Source organism: Noviherbaspirillum galbum, from assembly GCF_010974945.1.
GTDB lineage: Bacteria > Pseudomonadota > Gammaproteobacteria > Burkholderiales > Burkholderiaceae_D > Noviherbaspirillum > Noviherbaspirillum galbum.
This window is the reverse complement of the sequence record NZ_JAAIVB010000078.1, coordinates 361,686-378,288: the sequence shown is the minus strand read 5'-3', so window position 1 is coordinate 378,288 and position 16,603 is coordinate 361,686. Positions and strand designations below refer to the sequence as shown.

General features: G+C 63.4%; 15 protein-coding genes. 6 read left to right on the top strand and 9 right to left on the bottom strand.

The window, feature by feature from the left end:
* Both G3574_RS24285 and G3574_RS24280 read left to right on the top strand, forming a co-directional pair.
* Window positions 1-1,491 (top strand): hypothetical protein, encoded by a 1,491-nt coding sequence (locus tag G3574_RS24285; RefSeq protein WP_163968116.1) that lies wholly within the window; start codon window positions 1-3, stop codon window positions 1,489-1,491.
* Between the two features lie 79 nt (window positions 1,492-1,570).
* Window positions 1,571-2,809 (top strand): hypothetical protein, encoded by a 1,239-nt coding sequence (locus tag G3574_RS24280; RefSeq protein ID WP_163968115.1) that lies wholly within the window; start codon window positions 1,571-1,573, stop codon window positions 2,807-2,809.
* 123 nt (window positions 2,810-2,932) lie between these two features.
* On the opposite strand, the gene G3574_RS24275 is transcribed toward G3574_RS24280, so the two are convergent.
* Both G3574_RS24275 and G3574_RS24270 read right to left on the bottom strand, forming a co-directional pair.
* On the bottom strand, window positions 2,933-3,691 hold the full coding sequence (locus G3574_RS24275) for a hypothetical protein (RefSeq protein ID WP_163968114.1): 759 nt from the start codon (window positions 3,689-3,691) through the stop codon (window positions 2,933-2,935).
* A 395-nt stretch (window positions 3,692-4,086) separates the two neighbouring features.
* The gene (locus tag G3574_RS24270; RefSeq protein ID WP_163968113.1) at window positions 4,087-5,571 is read right to left on the bottom strand and encodes a hypothetical protein; all 1,485 of its coding nucleotides are present in this window, start codon (window positions 5,569-5,571) and stop codon (window positions 4,087-4,089) included.
* A 642-nt stretch (window positions 5,572-6,213) separates the two neighbouring features.
* On the opposite strand from G3574_RS24270, the gene G3574_RS24265 reads away from it, so the two are divergent.
* Window positions 6,214-8,586: a PAS domain-containing hybrid sensor histidine kinase/response regulator gene (locus G3574_RS24265; protein ID WP_163968112.1), complete on the top strand. Its 2,373-nt coding sequence runs from the start codon at window positions 6,214-6,216 to the stop codon at window positions 8,584-8,586.
* Between the two features lie 31 nt (window positions 8,587-8,617).
* Here G3574_RS24265 and G3574_RS24260 read toward each other — a convergent pair whose 3' ends face one another.
* Window positions 8,618-8,917 (bottom strand): hypothetical protein, encoded by a 300-nt coding sequence (locus G3574_RS24260; RefSeq protein WP_163968111.1) that lies wholly within the window; start codon window positions 8,915-8,917, stop codon window positions 8,618-8,620.
* 301 nt (window positions 8,918-9,218) lie between these two features.
* On the opposite strand from G3574_RS24260, the gene G3574_RS24255 reads away from it, so the two are divergent.
* Window positions 9,219-9,668 (top strand): AP2 domain-containing protein, encoded by a 450-nt coding sequence (locus G3574_RS24255; RefSeq protein ID WP_163968110.1) that lies wholly within the window; start codon window positions 9,219-9,221, stop codon window positions 9,666-9,668.
* An 80-nt stretch (window positions 9,669-9,748) separates the two neighbouring features.
* Here G3574_RS24255 and G3574_RS24250 read toward each other — a convergent pair whose 3' ends face one another.
* The 5 genes from G3574_RS24250 to G3574_RS24230 all read right to left on the bottom strand — a co-directional run bounded on the left by G3574_RS24250 (window position 9,749) and on the right by G3574_RS24230 (window position 13,645).
* Window positions 9,749-10,123 carry a hypothetical protein gene (locus tag G3574_RS24250; RefSeq protein ID WP_163968109.1) on the bottom strand — a complete coding sequence of 125 codons (375 nt, stop codon included), beginning with the start codon at window positions 10,121-10,123 and terminating at the stop codon, window positions 9,749-9,751.
* A gap of 15 nt (window positions 10,124-10,138) precedes the next feature.
* Window positions 10,139-10,855: a phosphoribosyltransferase gene (locus G3574_RS24245; protein ID WP_163968108.1), complete on the bottom strand. Its 717-nt coding sequence runs from the start codon at window positions 10,853-10,855 to the stop codon at window positions 10,139-10,141.
* Window positions 10,812-11,507, bottom strand: a complete 696-nt coding sequence (locus G3574_RS24240; protein ID WP_163968107.1) for an apolipoprotein A1/A4/E family protein — start codon at window positions 11,505-11,507, stop codon at window positions 10,812-10,814. Before G3574_RS24240 ends, G3574_RS24245 begins: the two co-directional genes overlap by 44 nt.
* 165 nt (window positions 11,508-11,672) lie before the next feature.
* Entirely contained in the window at window positions 11,673-12,539 is an 867-nt protein-coding gene (fghA, locus tag G3574_RS24235) for an S-formylglutathione hydrolase (protein ID WP_163968106.1), read from the bottom strand.
* The gene (locus tag G3574_RS24230; RefSeq protein WP_163968105.1) at window positions 12,539-13,645 is read right to left on the bottom strand and encodes an S-(hydroxymethyl)glutathione dehydrogenase/class III alcohol dehydrogenase; all 1,107 of its coding nucleotides are present in this window, start codon (window positions 13,643-13,645) and stop codon (window positions 12,539-12,541) included. Before G3574_RS24230 ends, fghA begins: the two co-directional genes overlap by 1 nt.
* A gap of 186 nt (window positions 13,646-13,831) precedes the next feature.
* On the opposite strand from G3574_RS24230, the gene G3574_RS24225 reads away from it, so the two are divergent.
* Both G3574_RS24225 and G3574_RS24220 read left to right on the top strand, forming a co-directional pair.
* On the top strand, window positions 13,832-15,223 hold the full coding sequence (locus tag G3574_RS24225; RefSeq protein WP_163968104.1) for a hypothetical protein: 1,392 nt from the start codon (window positions 13,832-13,834) through the stop codon (window positions 15,221-15,223).
* Between the two features lie 162 nt (window positions 15,224-15,385).
* Window positions 15,386-16,018 (top strand): hypothetical protein, encoded by a 633-nt coding sequence (locus G3574_RS24220; RefSeq protein ID WP_163968103.1) that lies wholly within the window; start codon window positions 15,386-15,388, stop codon window positions 16,016-16,018.
* Window positions 16,019-16,118: 100 nt separating this feature from the next.
* Here G3574_RS24220 and G3574_RS24215 read toward each other — a convergent pair whose 3' ends face one another.
* Window positions 16,119-16,343: a hypothetical protein gene (locus G3574_RS24215; RefSeq protein ID WP_163968102.1), complete on the bottom strand. Its 225-nt coding sequence runs from the start codon at window positions 16,341-16,343 to the stop codon at window positions 16,119-16,121.
* Window positions 16,344-16,603 lie beyond the last annotated feature (260 nt).

Sequence of the window (16,603 nt, the reverse complement as noted above, 5' to 3'; positions counted from 1 at the left end):
ATGTCTGAACTCGTCATCACCCCGGGCGTCGGAGGCGCAGGTGCCGCCGATCCGTCCTACGGTGCGGATTACGATGATTCGCCACCGCCGGCGGCTTCAAGTTCCCCTGCCCCGGAACTGAAGTTTGCCCCACCCAAGCCTCCCGCGGAATCCGGCACAACCTTGTCCTCCGCCGGAAAAAGCGGTACCTCAACGGTTTCCGCCTCTCCCTCCGTCCCGGCACCCGACGTCAACCCGCCGGTGCAGACAGCCTGGATCCCCACCGGCCTGAACGCCATGGTGATCTGCGCCATCCTTCATGAATTCGCGACCAAGATCAACCTGACGCGCGCGGGCGAAGCGGTGAAGAACGCCGACGACGCCATGAAGGTCCAGAAGGATGCGATGGCCACCTATCGCGCCGACAAGGCCAAGGCCGAAGCAGAGAACGCACAGCGTTTGCAGGAACAGCAGGAAGCAGAGCAGCACAATAGCTGGATCGATATTCTTACCCGTGTCTTTACCAAGATCGCGAGCGTCGCGACCATTTTCTTTACCGAATCGCCGGCAATGGCTGCAGTCGCAGTCGTTGATCTCGCGCTTGATGTCACCAACGAAATTCTCAAGGCCGCACACGTCGACGTCGATGTGCGGTTGAGCGCACTGCTCACCCAAGCCTCCGAAAAAATTCTGATCGGCTGCGGCATGCCGCAGGAGGAAGCCAAGAAAAACTCGGCGATCCTGGGAACGGCCCTGGTCTTGATGATCACGATGGGGCCGGGCATGGCGAAAGGGGCAGCGAGTGCCTGGTCGTCCACGGGTGCGGTCAGCCTGGCGAAATTCAGCCCGACCGCCATCGCCAGCGGCGCCGCGACGTTCGCCGGCACTGCGGTTGCCGACAGCGCGAAGTACCTTGGTCCGGCGCTGATGCTGACGGCGGACATGTTCGGCCAATGCGCGGAGCAGATCGCCTTGCATGCCGGCATGTCGAAGGAAGACGCATCCTATGTCGGCCTGGCCTTTACGCTCGCCGCCGGCCTGGCTGGCGGCGGCCTGATGGCCCGTGGGCTAGCCAAGGGCGGTTCATCGGCAGCGTCGAGTTCCGGCAAGTTCGCGCAAGTCTTCAACCGGATGAAAGTGGCGATCTCCTCGCGGATTCCCGCATCGGTCTCCGCCAGCGGCGCCGTCAGGGCCGCCGGTGCCGCCGGCAAGGCGTTCGTGAACCATAGCGGAAAGATTGCGGTGATCGCTTCCGGCGCGGCGGGTGCCTGCCAGATCGACAGCAGCGTGCACAGCCTGACTGTTGCCCGGGACGAACGCGACATCAGGCGAAGCGGGATCACCCTCGACCTGGAGGAAGCCGGCTTCGATGGCATGCAATCCCGCATCGACGAGTACATGAACGAGGCACGCCAGGCGTTCCAGGACTTTTCCAGCACGATGAACGTCAGCCGCGACCTGTCGCGGGACATGTTCGATTCGATGAGCAAGGTCTGGCAGCTGACAGCCTGATTCGATTCGGCAATGGCGGTGCGCGTCCACCAAATGGAACGTGCCGCCCGAACCAAACAAACACTGAAAGAGATCTATCATGACTACTACGATCACGACAGATAAACAAACCGCTCCGTCCACCACGCAATCGCCGGCACAGGCCGTTGAGGTGCATGACGACGAACACGCAATGAATGTCGAGGCGAGCAAGTGGGAGCTGATTCGCAGGCTGAGGGAAATGGGCAAGGATCAGGAACTTGAAGCGATTGCGGATACGCAGATGCAGCGAAAGAGCATTCAAAGCCAGTTCGCTGAAGAGAAATCACGCGCTGACAAACGCAGCGAAGCCAATGAAGCCGAGTTCGAGGCGGATAAGGCCCAGGCCGCCGCCGGTTTGGTAGGCGGTATCGCCGGCGTTGGCTTGTCGGTAGCAGGCGGTGCGGCCATGGTCGGCACGAAGGGGATCAAGGGCTTGCTTAACAAGGCGAAGAGTTCGCTCGGCAAGGGCAAGACGGATGGAGTGAATGACCTTCAGCTCAAGGTGAAAGGCGGGAAACGCGTTGCTCCTGCGACTGAGGAAGAGCTCATGGACCTGGAAAAGCCTGTGCACACGCATTTGCAGACCTCGTCGGAACCGGTTGAACATGCGAAGCAAACGGGTAGGCCAAACAAAAAGGTGGATCACGATACCAATGGGAAACACGTTTCTACGCAGACCGAGGATGTGGAAAGCGACGACCAGTATGTTCATCTCAGGTATATGGAATTGGACGACGAGTCAGCTCCGGAACTCGTCCCTACCCAACAACGTCGTAATTCGAGCAATCGTCCCGATCACAGCGCCATGGAGCTTGAACCGGAGGCCCGAATCCGTGTAAAACAGGGAAGCGTGAATCATGGCGACGGCATGGATGTCGATGAACCGGTGAGTTTCCATGTGAAGCAAGAGAGTGGCGCGCCAGATCCTAGCCAGCCAAAGCCGAATGCTGCGGAGGACAGCCACACTGAAGCCCCAGAGGTGGCAATGAAAACCGGCAAGGACGATGGCGCGGACGCGGCCGCACGCAACACCAAGGCACAGTTGTACTCCGCTGCCGGCCAGGGAGCAACGCAGGGTATCTCGGGCATTGGCGGAATCATCAGCGCGATTGACAAGAAAGATGCCAACAATGCCAACAAGGATGCCGACCTTGATTCCGCGGAAGGCAACAAGGCAGGCAGCGAAGGCCAGATCTCCGGCAAGCTGGCGGAAGATCGCCGCAACAGCGGCAGCGGCATGATGAATACCGAGGGCATCGTCGACGCCTTGACAAAGGCCGGGACCATGCCGCGTTAATCTCGTCCGCAGGTCATCAGCAGTCAAGCTGCAGCGTTCCCGGAACGGATGTTTTCCCAGGCAGGAAGCAAGCCTGGAAGACGCCCGTTGCGGGATTTTTCATTCAGCCCGTCACTCTTTTGATCACGGCCCGTCCCGGGAATCGAGGATGCGTTGCGCAGACCAGGCGCTTCCCACACCGGCGACGAGCAACAGGCTTTGCGCGGCTTCGAGGCGCAACATGCTTCCGGCCTTCCAGTTCTTTACCCCGATCCATCCCGCCAGCCGACTCCTCCCCGCCGGCAATTGGAAAAACACTGCGGGCGTGAGGCAAGCCAGGGTAAGCGCCGCGCTGCGCGCGTCGAGATGTGTCGAGGCATCGCCCGCCGATGTGGTCCGTCCATCCCCTTCCATCTCGTGATGGTTCCCTGACTGCCTGAGATAAGCATAAGTCAAGGCGCTGCCGACGATGGCTCCCGGCACCTGCCCGAGCAGGATTCGGGTTCCCGCTTGTACCCAGGCACAGTTCGACCTGACCATCGCCCGTTGCAGCATGTAGAAAGGAATGAAGGGCACTACCGCGATCGCCGATTCCGCCGCGATCCGGGTTAAGGGCAGCGCCTTGCGCGGACGTTCTGCTTCCTGCTTTTTTTGCAATGCGCAGGACATCAAACCCGAGGCATAAATCAGCAAGGGCCGCCTGTTCGGCGGCAGGAGAGGAGACAGCGCCGTCATTGAGGAAAACGCAATGACGGTATTGCCGAGCGCGCGAAGGGTATGCCGGGCGAGGTCACCGGGCGGTTTGGGGCTTGCCGGTTGCGCGCCAGCGTTCGTTCCTGGCTGGGGCTGCGTGGTTGATTGCAATGGCGGCGGCATGACGCTGCGGACGCAGGGATGGATCATGTGGAGGTCTCCGGTGATTTTTTTTGTTCGTGCGCTGGTCTTTGATCGGGACCGGGTGGCCGGTCCGCCGTTCATGTGGTCGAGGGCGGATCCTGACAGGGCGTCAGTGACGGATGAGGTGGGGTCGTCGCGGGAATGTTCGGGTTATTTGGTTTGCCGCAAAAATTTTAAGGATTTTTGTGACCTGTTTCAGCGGCTGGGGATTTCAGTTGGTCAGCTTTCGTGGGCCAGGCTAAGCAAATCTATAGAAGTTTTTTGACATGACCGCATGCTCCCAAACCACCTCCGTCATCCCCGCCTGTGCGCTAAGCGGGAATGACCGGGGGCAGGTCGGAACGCAAGTCGCATAGGGTTCCTCTATCGGTGATTAATCCTGCAGGCTTTACCCCCTTGAGTCATTCGTCCCCATCCAGGCTGTATTTTTTTCTAAGCGCCGCCAACTCCAGCTCCCATGACGTCGGCGTAACCCTTTCCTTTTCTCGAGCGCTTTCCTCTCGTGCGGTCTTCTCGATACGATCAAGTTCGCTTCCCAGCCTCGAGTCGTCCTGCTTGACGAAGCCCTCCCATCCTGCATGCCCGGAAGTACGAGACGGATAGTCGAAATCAATTCCGAGCGATTGCCGGGAAACGCTTCGCTTGCCGGACATCGTCGCATATCGCGCATCGCTCTCGTCGCCGGATACCATGGGTTCCTCATGATCCAGGCTGTTCACCCGGTCACGCTGCAAGGCGACGCTGGGCGACGACATGCTCGATAGCGATGGGCAGCGATCAAGAAGGCTGGGGCTGACGAGAGGCGAGGGGAACGAGATGTCGCCAAGGTCGAAGACCCTCAAGTCGAGCGCGGGTTTCTCTGCCTCGAAAGATGCGGCAGATACCGTCCCAGCCGCATCCGGCAATACCGCGGGCTTGCAACGACCGGCGATCCGTCGCATATGCTCAAGCCTTTCCGGGTTCTTGCAATGCACACGGATCTCCCCACGTTTGCGAATTGCGGCATTCGGCTTCGCTGCCGCTCTGCCAACCCGCGGATGGACTAGCGTTTCGCACAGCCCGACAGACTCCGATTGTTCCGCCGGCACCGCCCGGTCCGCGACTGGCTGCCGCGCGCCGGCATCCGGTCCGACGTGAGAGAAACTCGAACGCCGGCTCGATGCGGCCTCATCGCTACCGGACGAGGGAAGATGCGAATACGAACACCGGTCCTGGAACGGGAGCGATAAGGAAGGCATGGAATCGAGAGAAAGCTCCGAGGGTGTCCGCGTGCGGCTGGGGATATGTATCGCATCGCCCGGACCGTGGGCAGGCGCCGGCTCATCCAGGTAACGCAGGTGCACATACCCAGGCATGAAGCGATCCGACATCAGGCTGCGCAGCAGGTCCTTGGTTCCTTCATGCAGCGCGGCGCTGCGGAAGATGCTGCTCCTTGCTGGCGGCGGCAACGCAGGCCAGTCATGCGCCTGCTCCCGATAAGGAGCGTCGTGTATGTCGTTGAACAGGCCGCAGACCCGCCGCAGGATGATCCAATGGCCCGCAAGCTGCGCCATGCTCGCGCCCTTGAATCCCTGCTGCAGGCTGCGCGCGCAGATCGCGAGCGGAATGCCGAGCAGCCCCTGGTGCAGCTTCAGGCCGCCATCGCGTTCGGCCATGACCTCGAGCTTGACCAGCGCCGCTTCCGCGCGAACGGAGTCGCCATCCCGGCAGCGCGTCCAGAGTTCCTGCCAGAGGTCGCCATACCGGCAATCTTCGCCGGGAAGCTTTCGCATGAATTGCGCCTCGGCCTCGTCGCGTTCGCGGGTGTCGGAAGGGATGAGGTATTCGATTCCCACCTTAAGGTCCTTGAGCGCATCGACCAGCTTGATGACCTGCTCCCGGTTCATGTTGGGAACATCGAACAGCTTGTTTTCCTTGCGCGTCAGCTTGCGTTGCGGCGCGTGGCATAGCTTGCAGGGCGCGGGAGGATTGCCGGTCGGGCGGCGATACGAGGGAAAGAACCAGGCCAGGAAGCGCGTCCAGGCAGAGCGCGCGGGAAGACCGATCTGGTTGTCGTGCCGGTGATGGCGCACGTGGATCGCAACGTCCTGCCCGACACTTGCGGAATGATCGTTGGGAAGCAGTTTCGGGGAGGCGCCTGGCCGGAAGGAGGAAGGATGCATGGAGCACGGAGGAATGAACGTTGCAGGCCCGGGGTGAAAGCCCGGGAATGGAGACCGGCATCCGCCTGGCATGCCTGCCAATGCTGCCAGCATCGGCGCCAGGGACGACACATCATGGCAAGGAATGCACCGCGTCGTCCCGGATTGCTTTCTGCGTGACAAGCCGGCGGCCGGGGTTCCACGCACCCAGGGCCAGCCTGACTAAGGTTTTCTTAAGGATGCGTTTAAGGATGCGTTTCCAGCTTTGGGAACCGCTTGCGCCGGACGTGGCCTGTCAAGAACCGTGGAAGGACGGTAATATCATGCATGCCGGCGACCCCGCCGTTTTCCGCCCCATTTTCCTTGCAGTCCCAGCCAGACAACCGCATGATGCTTTCCCCCAAGATCGGCCACCTGAGCGCCGCACAACTCAACGGTATCCTGAGCATTGCCGACGATGCCATCATCTCGGTCGATTCGAACCAGCACATCCTGCTCTTCAACCAGGGCGCGGAGCGCATCTTCGGCTGGACGGCGGACGAGGTGGTCGGCCAGCACCTGAATACCCTGCTGCCGGCACGCTACCATCGCGACCATGGGAGCCACATGCAGCGCTTCCACGATTCCGGCCAGACCGCCCGCAAGATGGCGGAGCGGCGCGAAATCTATGCGGTGCGCAAGGATGGCAGCGAGTTTCCGGCGGAAGCCTCTATCTCGCGGCTGTTGGTGGACCAGAACCTGATCTACACCGTGATCCTGCGCGACGTCTCGCGCCGCAAGGCCTACGAGCAGGAGTTGCAGGACGCCAAGGAAAAGGCGGAAACCGCGATGCAGGCCAAGAGCATGTTCCTGGCCAACATGAGCCACGAGATCCGCACTCCGCTCAACGCCGTGATCGGCATGACCAGCCTGCTGCTCAATACCCATGTCAACGACGAGCAGCGCGACTACGCGGAAACCATCCGCAGCAGCAGCGAGGTTCTGCTCTCGCTCATCAACGACATCCTCGACTATTCGAAGATCGAGATCGGCCGCCTGGAGATCGAGCGCCAGCCCTTCGACCTGCGGCGTTGCGTCGAGGAATCGCTCGACCTGCTGGCGTCCGCGGCCGGCGAGAAGAACCTCAACCTTGCCTATTTCATCGACGATAGCGTGCCGGCCACGCTGATCAGCGATGCGACCCGCCTGCGCCAGGTGCTGGTCAACCTGCTGTCGAATTCCATCAAGTTCACGCACAGCGGCGAAGTGGTGGTCAGCGTGACCACGACCATGCGCGACAACGATCATTACGAAGTCCAGTTCGCGGTGAAGGATACCGGCATCGGCATTCCCGCCGAGCGCATCCCGGACCTGTTCCAGGCCTTCACCCAGGTCGACGCCTCGACCACGCGCAAGTATGGCGGCACCGGACTGGGCCTGGCGATCAGCAAGCGCCTGACCGAAATCATGGGCGGACGCATGTGGCTGGAAAGCGAGGTCGGCGCAGGCTCGACCTTCTACTTCACCATCGTGGCCGGCGCGTCCGGCAACCAGCGGGCATTGAGCTTCCTGCAGGAACGGTCTTCCGCCCTGGCCGGAAAGCATGTGCTGGTGGTCGACGACAACAGCACCAACCGCCGCATCCTCGTCAAGCAGTCGCTGCTGTGGGGCATGGTGCCGTCGGCTGCCGCTTCCGGCGTGGAGGCGCTCGACCTGATACGCCACGGGCATTCCTTCGACGTCGGCATCCTTGACATGAGCATGCCGGAGATGGACGGCCTGCGCCTGGCCAATGAAATCCGCAAGTACCGCGACAACCTCGCCCTGCCGCTGATCATGCTGACCTCGGTGTCGCACCGTCCGCATGCGCCCGACCTGCAACGCGCGAGCTTCGCGGCCTACCTCAACAAGCCGATCAAGCCGACCGCGCTGTTCGATGCGCTCACCCACGCCATGCGCCTTGGCGCGGTGACCGTGCCCGTCGCCGCGCCGGCACCCGAGGGGCGGCTCGCGGACCGGCTGCCCTTGAAGATCCTCGTTGCCGAGGACAATACCGTCAACCAGAAGGTAGTCCAGCAGCTGCTCGCCCACCTCGGATACCGCGCGGACGTGGTGGCCAACGGCGTGGAGGTGCTCGACGCGCTCGAGCGCCAGAACTACGACGTGGTACTGATGGACGTCCAGATGCCGGAAATGGACGGCCTGGAGGCCACCCGCCGGCTGCGCGAACGTTTCGGCGGCGAAGGCCCGAAGGTGATCGCCATGACGGCCAACGCCATGCCCGGCGACAAGGAAAAGTGCCTGACCGCCGGCATGGATGGCTATGTGTCCAAGCCGGTCGAACTCGCCGACGTGCGCAACGCCCTCACCTTCCTCGCCGCGCCCGCCCCGGACGCGTCGCAGGCCCGGCACGGCTTCCAGCTCGACGAGACGGTCATCGACCGGCGGCGCATCGACCAACTGCTCGAGCTGGAAGATGAAAACAATCCTACCCTGGTGGCGGAGATCGTCGACCTCTTCATCCAGGATTCCCCCAAGCATCTCGGCAACATCGCGAGCGCCATCGCGCAGGACAAGCCCGCCGAACTGCTGACGGCAGCGCACCGCTTCCTGTCAAGCATCGAAAACCTCGGCGCGGTGCGGATGCGGGCGGAATGCATGGAGCTGGAGACCTTGGGCCGCTCGGGGACGACGGCTGGCGCGAAGTTGGCGCTGGAGCGCTTGCGGCTGGAGTTCGACGCCGCGCGGGGACAATTGCAGGGCTTGCTGGGACGGGAGTAAGGACCTGGCCCGGACGGCCGGCGGCTGATTCCTACAACGCCAGCCGGCTCAGCATCTGCCGCGCCAGCAGGATCAGTTCGTCCATCCTCGGATCCGCTTCCTCCACATGGTTCTTGAGATAGGCTACGAGGCCCTTCACCAGCTCGGCCATGTGGGACAGGTCTTCCTCCGTGCAGGGCATGCGCTGCTTGCTCTCGCGGAGCATCAGGATCACGTGCTTCACCGATGCCGGGTCGCAGATCTGGCAGTAGGTTTCCATCCACGCCTCGGGCCGGCAGCTGACTTCGATTGCACGTTCGCAGGCATTTTCCATCAGGGTCAGACTATGCATCGCTCGCCTTTCCGTAAGAGGGACCGGGGGGTGTCAGCCGCGCGTGCGGCGCAGGCGCTCGGATTTATCAAGGACGGGAAGGTAATGTAGTACAAATATTGCCATACGGCAATTTTAATTGACGGTTCCTTGATGTGTTCCGCACAGATTCATGGCATGAAGCGGTGGCCTTGACGCGTGGAACTTTCCCCAAGGCGATTTCACACAGCGAGCACGCATGCCGTCCGGCATGCCAACGTGCCGGTCCTTACCGGCGCCGGCAATCCTGCTTCGTGCTTTCGTGAAATCGGAATATTCTGCAATGTCATCACCCACCCGCCGCCACATCCACCGTATTGACAACGAAACCAACCGCACCCACTGCTGGAAGGTGCAGGTCCAACACCGCAACCGCGTCGTGATCCATCATTTCAGCGACGGCCGCTACGGCGGCAAGCGCAAGGCGCTGACAGCGGCCATCGCCTGCCGCAACGAACTGCTCGAAGACATGCGGGACGAGCGCTATGCGCACTGGCGGCGAAACCGCCGGCGCCGCAACAATACGTCGGGCATCGTGGGCGTCGGCCGCTACGTGGCGCGGGAAGTCGTCGGCGGAAAGGATGTGGAAAGGGCGTCCTGGATCGCCTTCTGGGACGGCGCGGACGGCAAGCGGCACACGCGCAAGTTCGCGGTCAACAAGTACGGCGAAGCCCGCGCCAAGGCGCTGGCCTGCAAGGCGCGACGGGAAGCCATGGCGGCGCTCATCGCCTGACCCCGTTGGCTGTCCCCCATTGCCTGCCCCCATTGCCTGGCCTCGGCGCCTAGAGGGACGCTAACGGAAACGCATTGCCGTCAAACGATCTTGCAAGGCACCCGGATCTGTTCGTCGGTGCTGAACAGCGCGCACAGCCGGTGAAAGCCATCGGCAATGATGAGCGGCGCGCCGCTGTCCTGCCTGACGAGAAGGATGGGAGCCAGCGGCTTTCCGGTATCCAGTTCCTTCTCGTGCTTCGACCAGTCGAACGCCTCGACGTACATGATGGATGTTCCTGAAGCACGCAGGATGTCCTTCGCCGAGAACTCGGTCATTTCTGCCCGCCGCAGACGCTTCGCCGTCAGGCGGGCTTTCTTTTCGTCGACGAGAAGGCGGAGATATTCCTCGGCCGCCTCGTAGTCATGCTCGACCGGTTCGTCGAGCCAGCGGATTTCCGCCTTCTTCTTTCTCATCGTGTCGGTCTCGCGTCAGGAAGCGGCGCCGAGCAGCGCCACGACCTCCTCATCCGTGGTCTGCGTGAAATCATCGTAGAAGTCGCCGACCGACCGGAAATGCTCGGGCATCAGCAGGGAGATGCCGTCGTCCGCCTCCGACAGCAGCCGCGCGGCCACATCCGGAGGCGCCACCGGCACGGCGAACAGCACGCGCGCTGCCTTCTCGGCGCGGCAAGCCCGGAGTGCGGCCTCCATGGTGCTGCCGGTGGCCACGCCATCATCGACCACGACCACGTTGCGTCCGGCAAGGACGGGAGGCGGGCGATCGCCGCAATAGCAGCGCCGGCGGCGGTTGATTTCCTCACGCTGGCGCTGCACTTCTCGTTCGATGTAGTCGTCGGGCACCTGGAGCCGATCAATCAGCCCACGGTTCAGGACGGGCTGGGAGTTCGCGCCACCGACGATGGCACCAATGCCGAGTTCGGCATGCATGGGTGCGGAAAGCTTGCGTACGAGGAGCACGTCGAAGTCGGCCGGCAAGGCGCGCGCGATTTCGGCGGCCACTGGCACGCCGCCGCGCGGAAGGGCGAGCAGGAGGGGGGAGTCCAGGGCAAGCGGGCGCAGCGCGGCGGCAAGGCGGCGGCCGGCGTCATGCCGGTCCCGGAAACGGCCTCCGCCGTCTCCGGAATGTCCGCGCCCGGGAGGGTCAATGACGGGTCGGCGAGGTGTCGCTTCCCTGGGGTTGATCATTGTCGGCGAAGCTGCCCGTTCCCGCGACGCCGCCGCCGGAGGCATAGCTTCCGGTGTTGTCGTCGCTGCCGTAGCCGCTGCTGAAGTTGTCGGTGCCCATGCCGGGCGTCATGTTGCGCAGCCTGTTGGTCGCGGACGTCCGGCGGTGCGCGCCCATGTCCGGATCGGCGAGATACATGCCGATGGCGCCGAGGATGGCGCCGCCGATCATCCACAGCTCGCGGTTGGCGGCCTTCTCGAAATAGCTTTCGCTGCCCAGGCGGATCGAGCTGCGCAGCGGCGCGCTGTCGGTTTCGGCACGCAACTCGCGCGAACGGTCGCTGACGCGGTCGCGCACGTCGTCGGTGCGGGACTTGATGCGTCCGCTTAATTCGTTGGTGGTCGATTTCACGCGGTCGGTAAGCTCGCTGGTGGTATCGCGCAGGCGGTCGCTCAGGTCGCTCGTGGTATCGCGGAAACGGTCGCTCAGGTCGCTGGTCTTGGCGCCGAGGTAATCACGGGTGTCGGTCAGCACGTCGCTAAGTTTTTCGGTGGCCACGGCACGGCGCGCCTGACCGCGCTCGGGATCGGTCAGGAACATTGCCAATGCGCCAAGCGCCGCGCTGCCGAGCAGCCAGCCGAATGTCGATGCGTCGAAATTGTTCCGCTCCATTGCTTGCTCCTTTTCTGGTGATACTGGTTGAACGAATTTCAATAAATGAGTGCTCCGGCGGTCCAAAGGTTCCTGCCCGAGCGCCTCTTGCGCCGCATTGCACCAGGGACAAGCCGGTGCGCCGCGTTATTGCCACAGGACAAGGTCACGCCTCCTGACGAATGCTCAGGCATTGCGTCCGAGCTGCGTGATGTGATGCGTGATGTGATCATCGATGAAGCTGGTGATGAAGAAGTAGCCATGGTCGTACCCCGCATGCCGGCGGAGCGTCAGGGGCTGGCCCGCCTTGGCGCAGGCGCTTTCGAGCAGGTCGGGCTTGAGCTGTTCCTCGAGAAACTGGTCCGCCAGTCCCTGGTCGACCAGGATGCCCGAGGGAAAAGGCGCGGCGTCCTGGCGCGCCATCAGGATGGAGGCGTCATGGTCCTGCCAGCGCGTCTCGTCGCCGCCGAGATAGCCGGAAAATGCCTTCCGCCCCCAGGGGCATTGCGTGGGGGCTGCGATCGGCGCGAATGCGGACAGCGACCGGAACACGCCGGGATGCCGCATGGCCAGCACCAACGCGCCATGCCCGCCCATGGAATGCCCGGTGATGCCGATGCGCTCGCGGTCCACGCGCAGCAGGTCGATGGCCAGCGGCAGCAGTTCATGGATGAGGTAGCTCTCCATGCGGTAATGCCGCGACCAGGGCGGCTCGCTCGCATCGAGATAAAAGCCCGCGCCCGCGCCGAAGTCCCAGCTTGCGGTTTCGCCCTCGATTCCCGCCCCGCGCGGGCTGGTGTCGGGAGCGATGAGCACCAGGCCCTCGCGCGCGGCGAACCGCTGCGCGCCGGCCTTGATCATGAAGGTCTCTTCGGTGCAGGTCAGGCCCGGGAGGCAGAGCAGCGCGGGCGCGGGCTTGCCGCCCAGCGCCTGCGCCGGCACGAAGGCCGAGAATCGCATCGGCAGGCCGATCTCGCGGGAAGCATGCCGGTAGTAGCGCTGCGCGCCGTCGTAGCAGCGGTGCTCGGAGAGCAGTTCGATCGCGCCGTCCATCAGTACATCACCACGGACCGGATGGATTCGCCGCGCTTCATCAGGTCGAAGCCCTCATTGATCTGGTCGAGGCGCAAGGTGTGGGTGATGAGGTCGTCGATGTTGATCTTGCCATCCATGTACCAGTCGACGATGCGGGGCACGTCGGTGCGGCCGCGCGCCCCGCCGAAGGCCGACCCCTTCCATTCGCGCCCGGTGACGAGCTGGAAGGGCCGGGTGCTGATTTCCGCGCCCGCCTCCGCCACACCGATGATGATCGATTGACCCCAGCCTTTGTGGCAGCACTCCAGCGCCTGGCGCATGACCTTGGTGTTGCCGATGCATTCAAAGGAGTAGTCCGCGCCGCCGCCGGTCAGCTGCACGATGTGGTCGACCACGTTGTCGACCTCGGTGGGATTGACGAAATGCGTCATGCCGAACTTGCGCGCCATGGCTTCGCGGCCGGGATTGAGGTCGACGCCGATGATCTTGTCCGCGCCCACCATGCGCGCGCCCTGGATCACGTTCAGGCCGATGCCGCCAAGGCCGAACACCACCACGTTGGCGCCCGCCTCCACCTTGGCGGTGAACACCACGGCGCCGATGCCGGTGGTGACGCCGCAGCCGATGTAGCAGATCTTGTCAAAGGGCGCGTCGCTGCGGACCTTGGCGACGGCGATCTCCGGCACCACGATGTAGTTCGAGAAGGTCGACGTTCCCATGTAATGCAGGAGCGGCTTGCCGCCGATCGAAAAGCGGCTGCTGCCGTCCGGCATCAGCCCCTTGCCCTGCGTGGTCCGGATCGCCTGGCACAGGTTGGTCTTGCGCGACAGGCAGAACTTGCATTGCCGGCACTCCGGCGTGTAGAGCGGGATGACATGGTCGCCCTTCGCCACGCTGGCTACGCCGGGTCCGACGTCTACCACCACGCCCGCACCCTCGTGCCCGAGGATGGCAGGAAACAGTCCTTCCGGATCGGCGCCCGACAGCGTGTAGTAATCGGTGTGGCAGATGCCCGTGGCCTTGACTTCGACCAGCACCTCTCCGGCCCGCGGGCCCTCCAGGTCCACTTCCTCGATGGTCAATGGACTTCCCGCCTTCCAGGCGACTGCCGCCTTGGTCTTCATCGCGTGCTCCCTTCTCGTGTTGTCCGCACGACACCGGCGCCGGTGCAACGTCGGGCCGCAGCCTCATGCGGTGCTTGTTTAGATGTGATCGGACTGATAAGTTTCCAGCCCGACGGCTTGTCATGACTGTGCCATGTGTTGCGATTATGATAATAACCCCATCCTCAGCGGACCGCCTTCCCTGCCATGCCCACACTCTATTGCGTCCGGATGACGCCCGACCGGCCGTTCAACTTTCCGCTGGCCGGCTCGCTTCCCCATCCGGTCCTCGGCAAGGACATGCACCGTCCCATCCTGCGCGACAAGTCCGGCGTAGACCTGCAACTGCAAGACTGCGCCCGGATGCGCCAATCCTCGCGCATGCGCCGGCCGCGAACGGGCATGCCGCAGCGGAACGACATCCTCGCGAGCGCCAACTACATCACCCGCACCGGACAGCTGGCGGCCGCCATGGCCGACTATGGCTTGCACGAACCTGACTACGCATCGGGCCTGCGGCGTACCGGCGACCTGATACCGCCCGAGGTATTCGCCGCGACGGCTGGCCTGCATGCCGGCGGCGGCGTGGTGGAAACGGTCCTGACAGTCAGGAACTTCCTCGATTCAGCGCGCACCCGGTTGGGCGAAGAGGAGGCGCGGCGCCAATCCGAAGAGGCAGGGGCGGACCTTGCCCGCGCGCTGGACACCCGCCGGCATGCCGCCCCACGCGATCCCTGCTTTCTCATGCATACCGGGCCGGAAGCGCGTGAAGACGCCGGCCGGCAAGCCGCCTTGCAGGCGGCGCGCTACTTGCCGCTGGCGGCGCGGTCCATGCGCGCGCCGGCCAGCGAGCGTTTCACGGAGCGAACGATCGACGTCTTCCGTTACGCCGTGCTCGGATGGTGCGCCAGGATCGTTGGCGGCCTGCGCGCCGCGTTGCAGGCTATACCTTGGATTGCCATCGCAAGCGCCGCGCTCGGCATGGCCGGAGCTGCCCTGCAAGCGGTATCCGGGGCGGTGAAATGGCGCACGGCATCGCGCGCCGCGGGACGGGCGCGGCGGGCAGTGTGGCGCTGCGCGCCGCCGCCTGGCATCCGCTGCGGCAAGCTCGAGCACGCCTTGCGCGCGCATGCGCGCAGCGCCTGCGTCCAGTCGCTGCGCGAGGCGAAGTCGCGGCGCTGGCGGGCGCGCGTGGAAACGGCGGCGGGCATCGCCACCCTGCTCTGCCTCGGCCTGAGCCTGGCGTTTCCGCCGGCGATGCTGGTGGCGTGGCAGATCATGCTGATGTATGCACTCTACCGGGTGACGGTGGCTGCGCTCGCCTGGCGCAGGACGCGATGCGAGGAGTCGCGCCGCCGCCTGGAAAGCGAGTCCGAATCGCGGCGACGCGACGTTGCCGCGGCAATCGACGCCGCGGCCCGCCGCGAGGCGCCCTGGCTGAAGGAATTAATGCAGGATTGCGGCGCTCCGCGCATGGAAGCCGATGCCTTGCTGGTATTGGCGCGCGATGGCGGGCGGGACGAACTGCTGCTCGCGCAGAGCATCCTGGAACGGCGGTTGCAGCAAGCGCCGCACGTGTCCAAGCGCCACTGTTTCTGACACCATCGCCCCGCCCGAGGCGGATTGTTATTCGGAATTAATTTTTAGGGTCCGCGGCGGGGAATCGCGCAAGACTGCGTTCACATGTCACCGCGTGACGCGCAGGATCCAGGCAACGCATGCGGCGAAGAGCTGGCGATTTTCCGCGTTCCGGAGCGATCAATGATCCGACCCCTGTTTCTCGTGGCCCTGTGCGTGCTGGCCGGGCATGCCGGCGCGCAAGGCAATGTTTACGTCAGCCGAGGATTCCAGCATGCGGTGCGCCTGCAGCTGCCCGAGCATCTCATGCCTACCTTCGAACAGGCTACCGACCAGGAATACCTGATCGAGCTGGCGCCCTTCGGACAATCCGCGATCCAATGGGACAAGCGCCTCACGCTGCATGGCATCAAGACGCTCGGCCAGAAAATCACGGCACGGGAATTCGCCATGGGGTGGGCCCGGGGCTACCACACCGCCTGCCCTGCCACCTACAGCGCCCTGAACATCGGCGCCCTGAATGTGAACGGACTGGCGGGCCATGCGGTGGTGGTGTCTTGCGGCATGTCCGCTGCCGCGGCGAAGCAGCGCAGCGAGACGACGGTGAATGTCGTGGTGCAGGCCGGCGAGGACCTGTACGAAATCCTGTGGGCGGAACGCGCCGCCGCTTCCGCGACTCCGCTCCTGCTCGACCAGTCCTTGCTGGCCAAGACCCTGCACTGGCTCGCCGCAACGCGTTTCTGTCCCTTGACGAAATCCAGCCTGCCGATGGGGGCTTGTCGCGACAAGGTCGAGGCCATCAAGACCCGCCTCTGATTCACTGATTTCCAGGACCGCCGGAACGGCCGGCACAAAAAAAAGCCGGCCTCTCGACGAGAGCGGCCGGCGCCTGGAACGCGACTTGCGCGTGTCCGTGTCAGACGAGGGTGATCTCTTCCCTGTCGAAAACCTTCACAGGCAGATGTGCCACCCGGTCGACGTGCTTGCTGATTTCGAGGCGGTATTCCGACTTTGCGAGGCGAACCAGGCTGCGCAGCGATTCGCGGCAGACGTGGCGTTGGCGGTCATCGGCATCGGGGCTGCACATGGCGTCGACGAGTTGTTCGATGGCGGCGTCAGTGCTGGCGTAGAGATGAGACATGGCGTTTTGCGTCCTGAAGGAGTCGTTGATCGGTACAGGTGCAAGTATCTATTTCTAATTGATGACAGAGCTTGATTAAACGCAACGGAATGTCGGAAACGTCCTACATGTTGTAGGATTAACAACGCCAAAACCGACCCTATGTTTAATCTTTGGCAACATATTTTTGAAATATATCCAGGAAATCAAGTGCTTGCTTGATATGGAATGAAAAAACCCCTTGTAGGCCTATTCCTACAAGGGGTTTCGGGAGCTTGCTG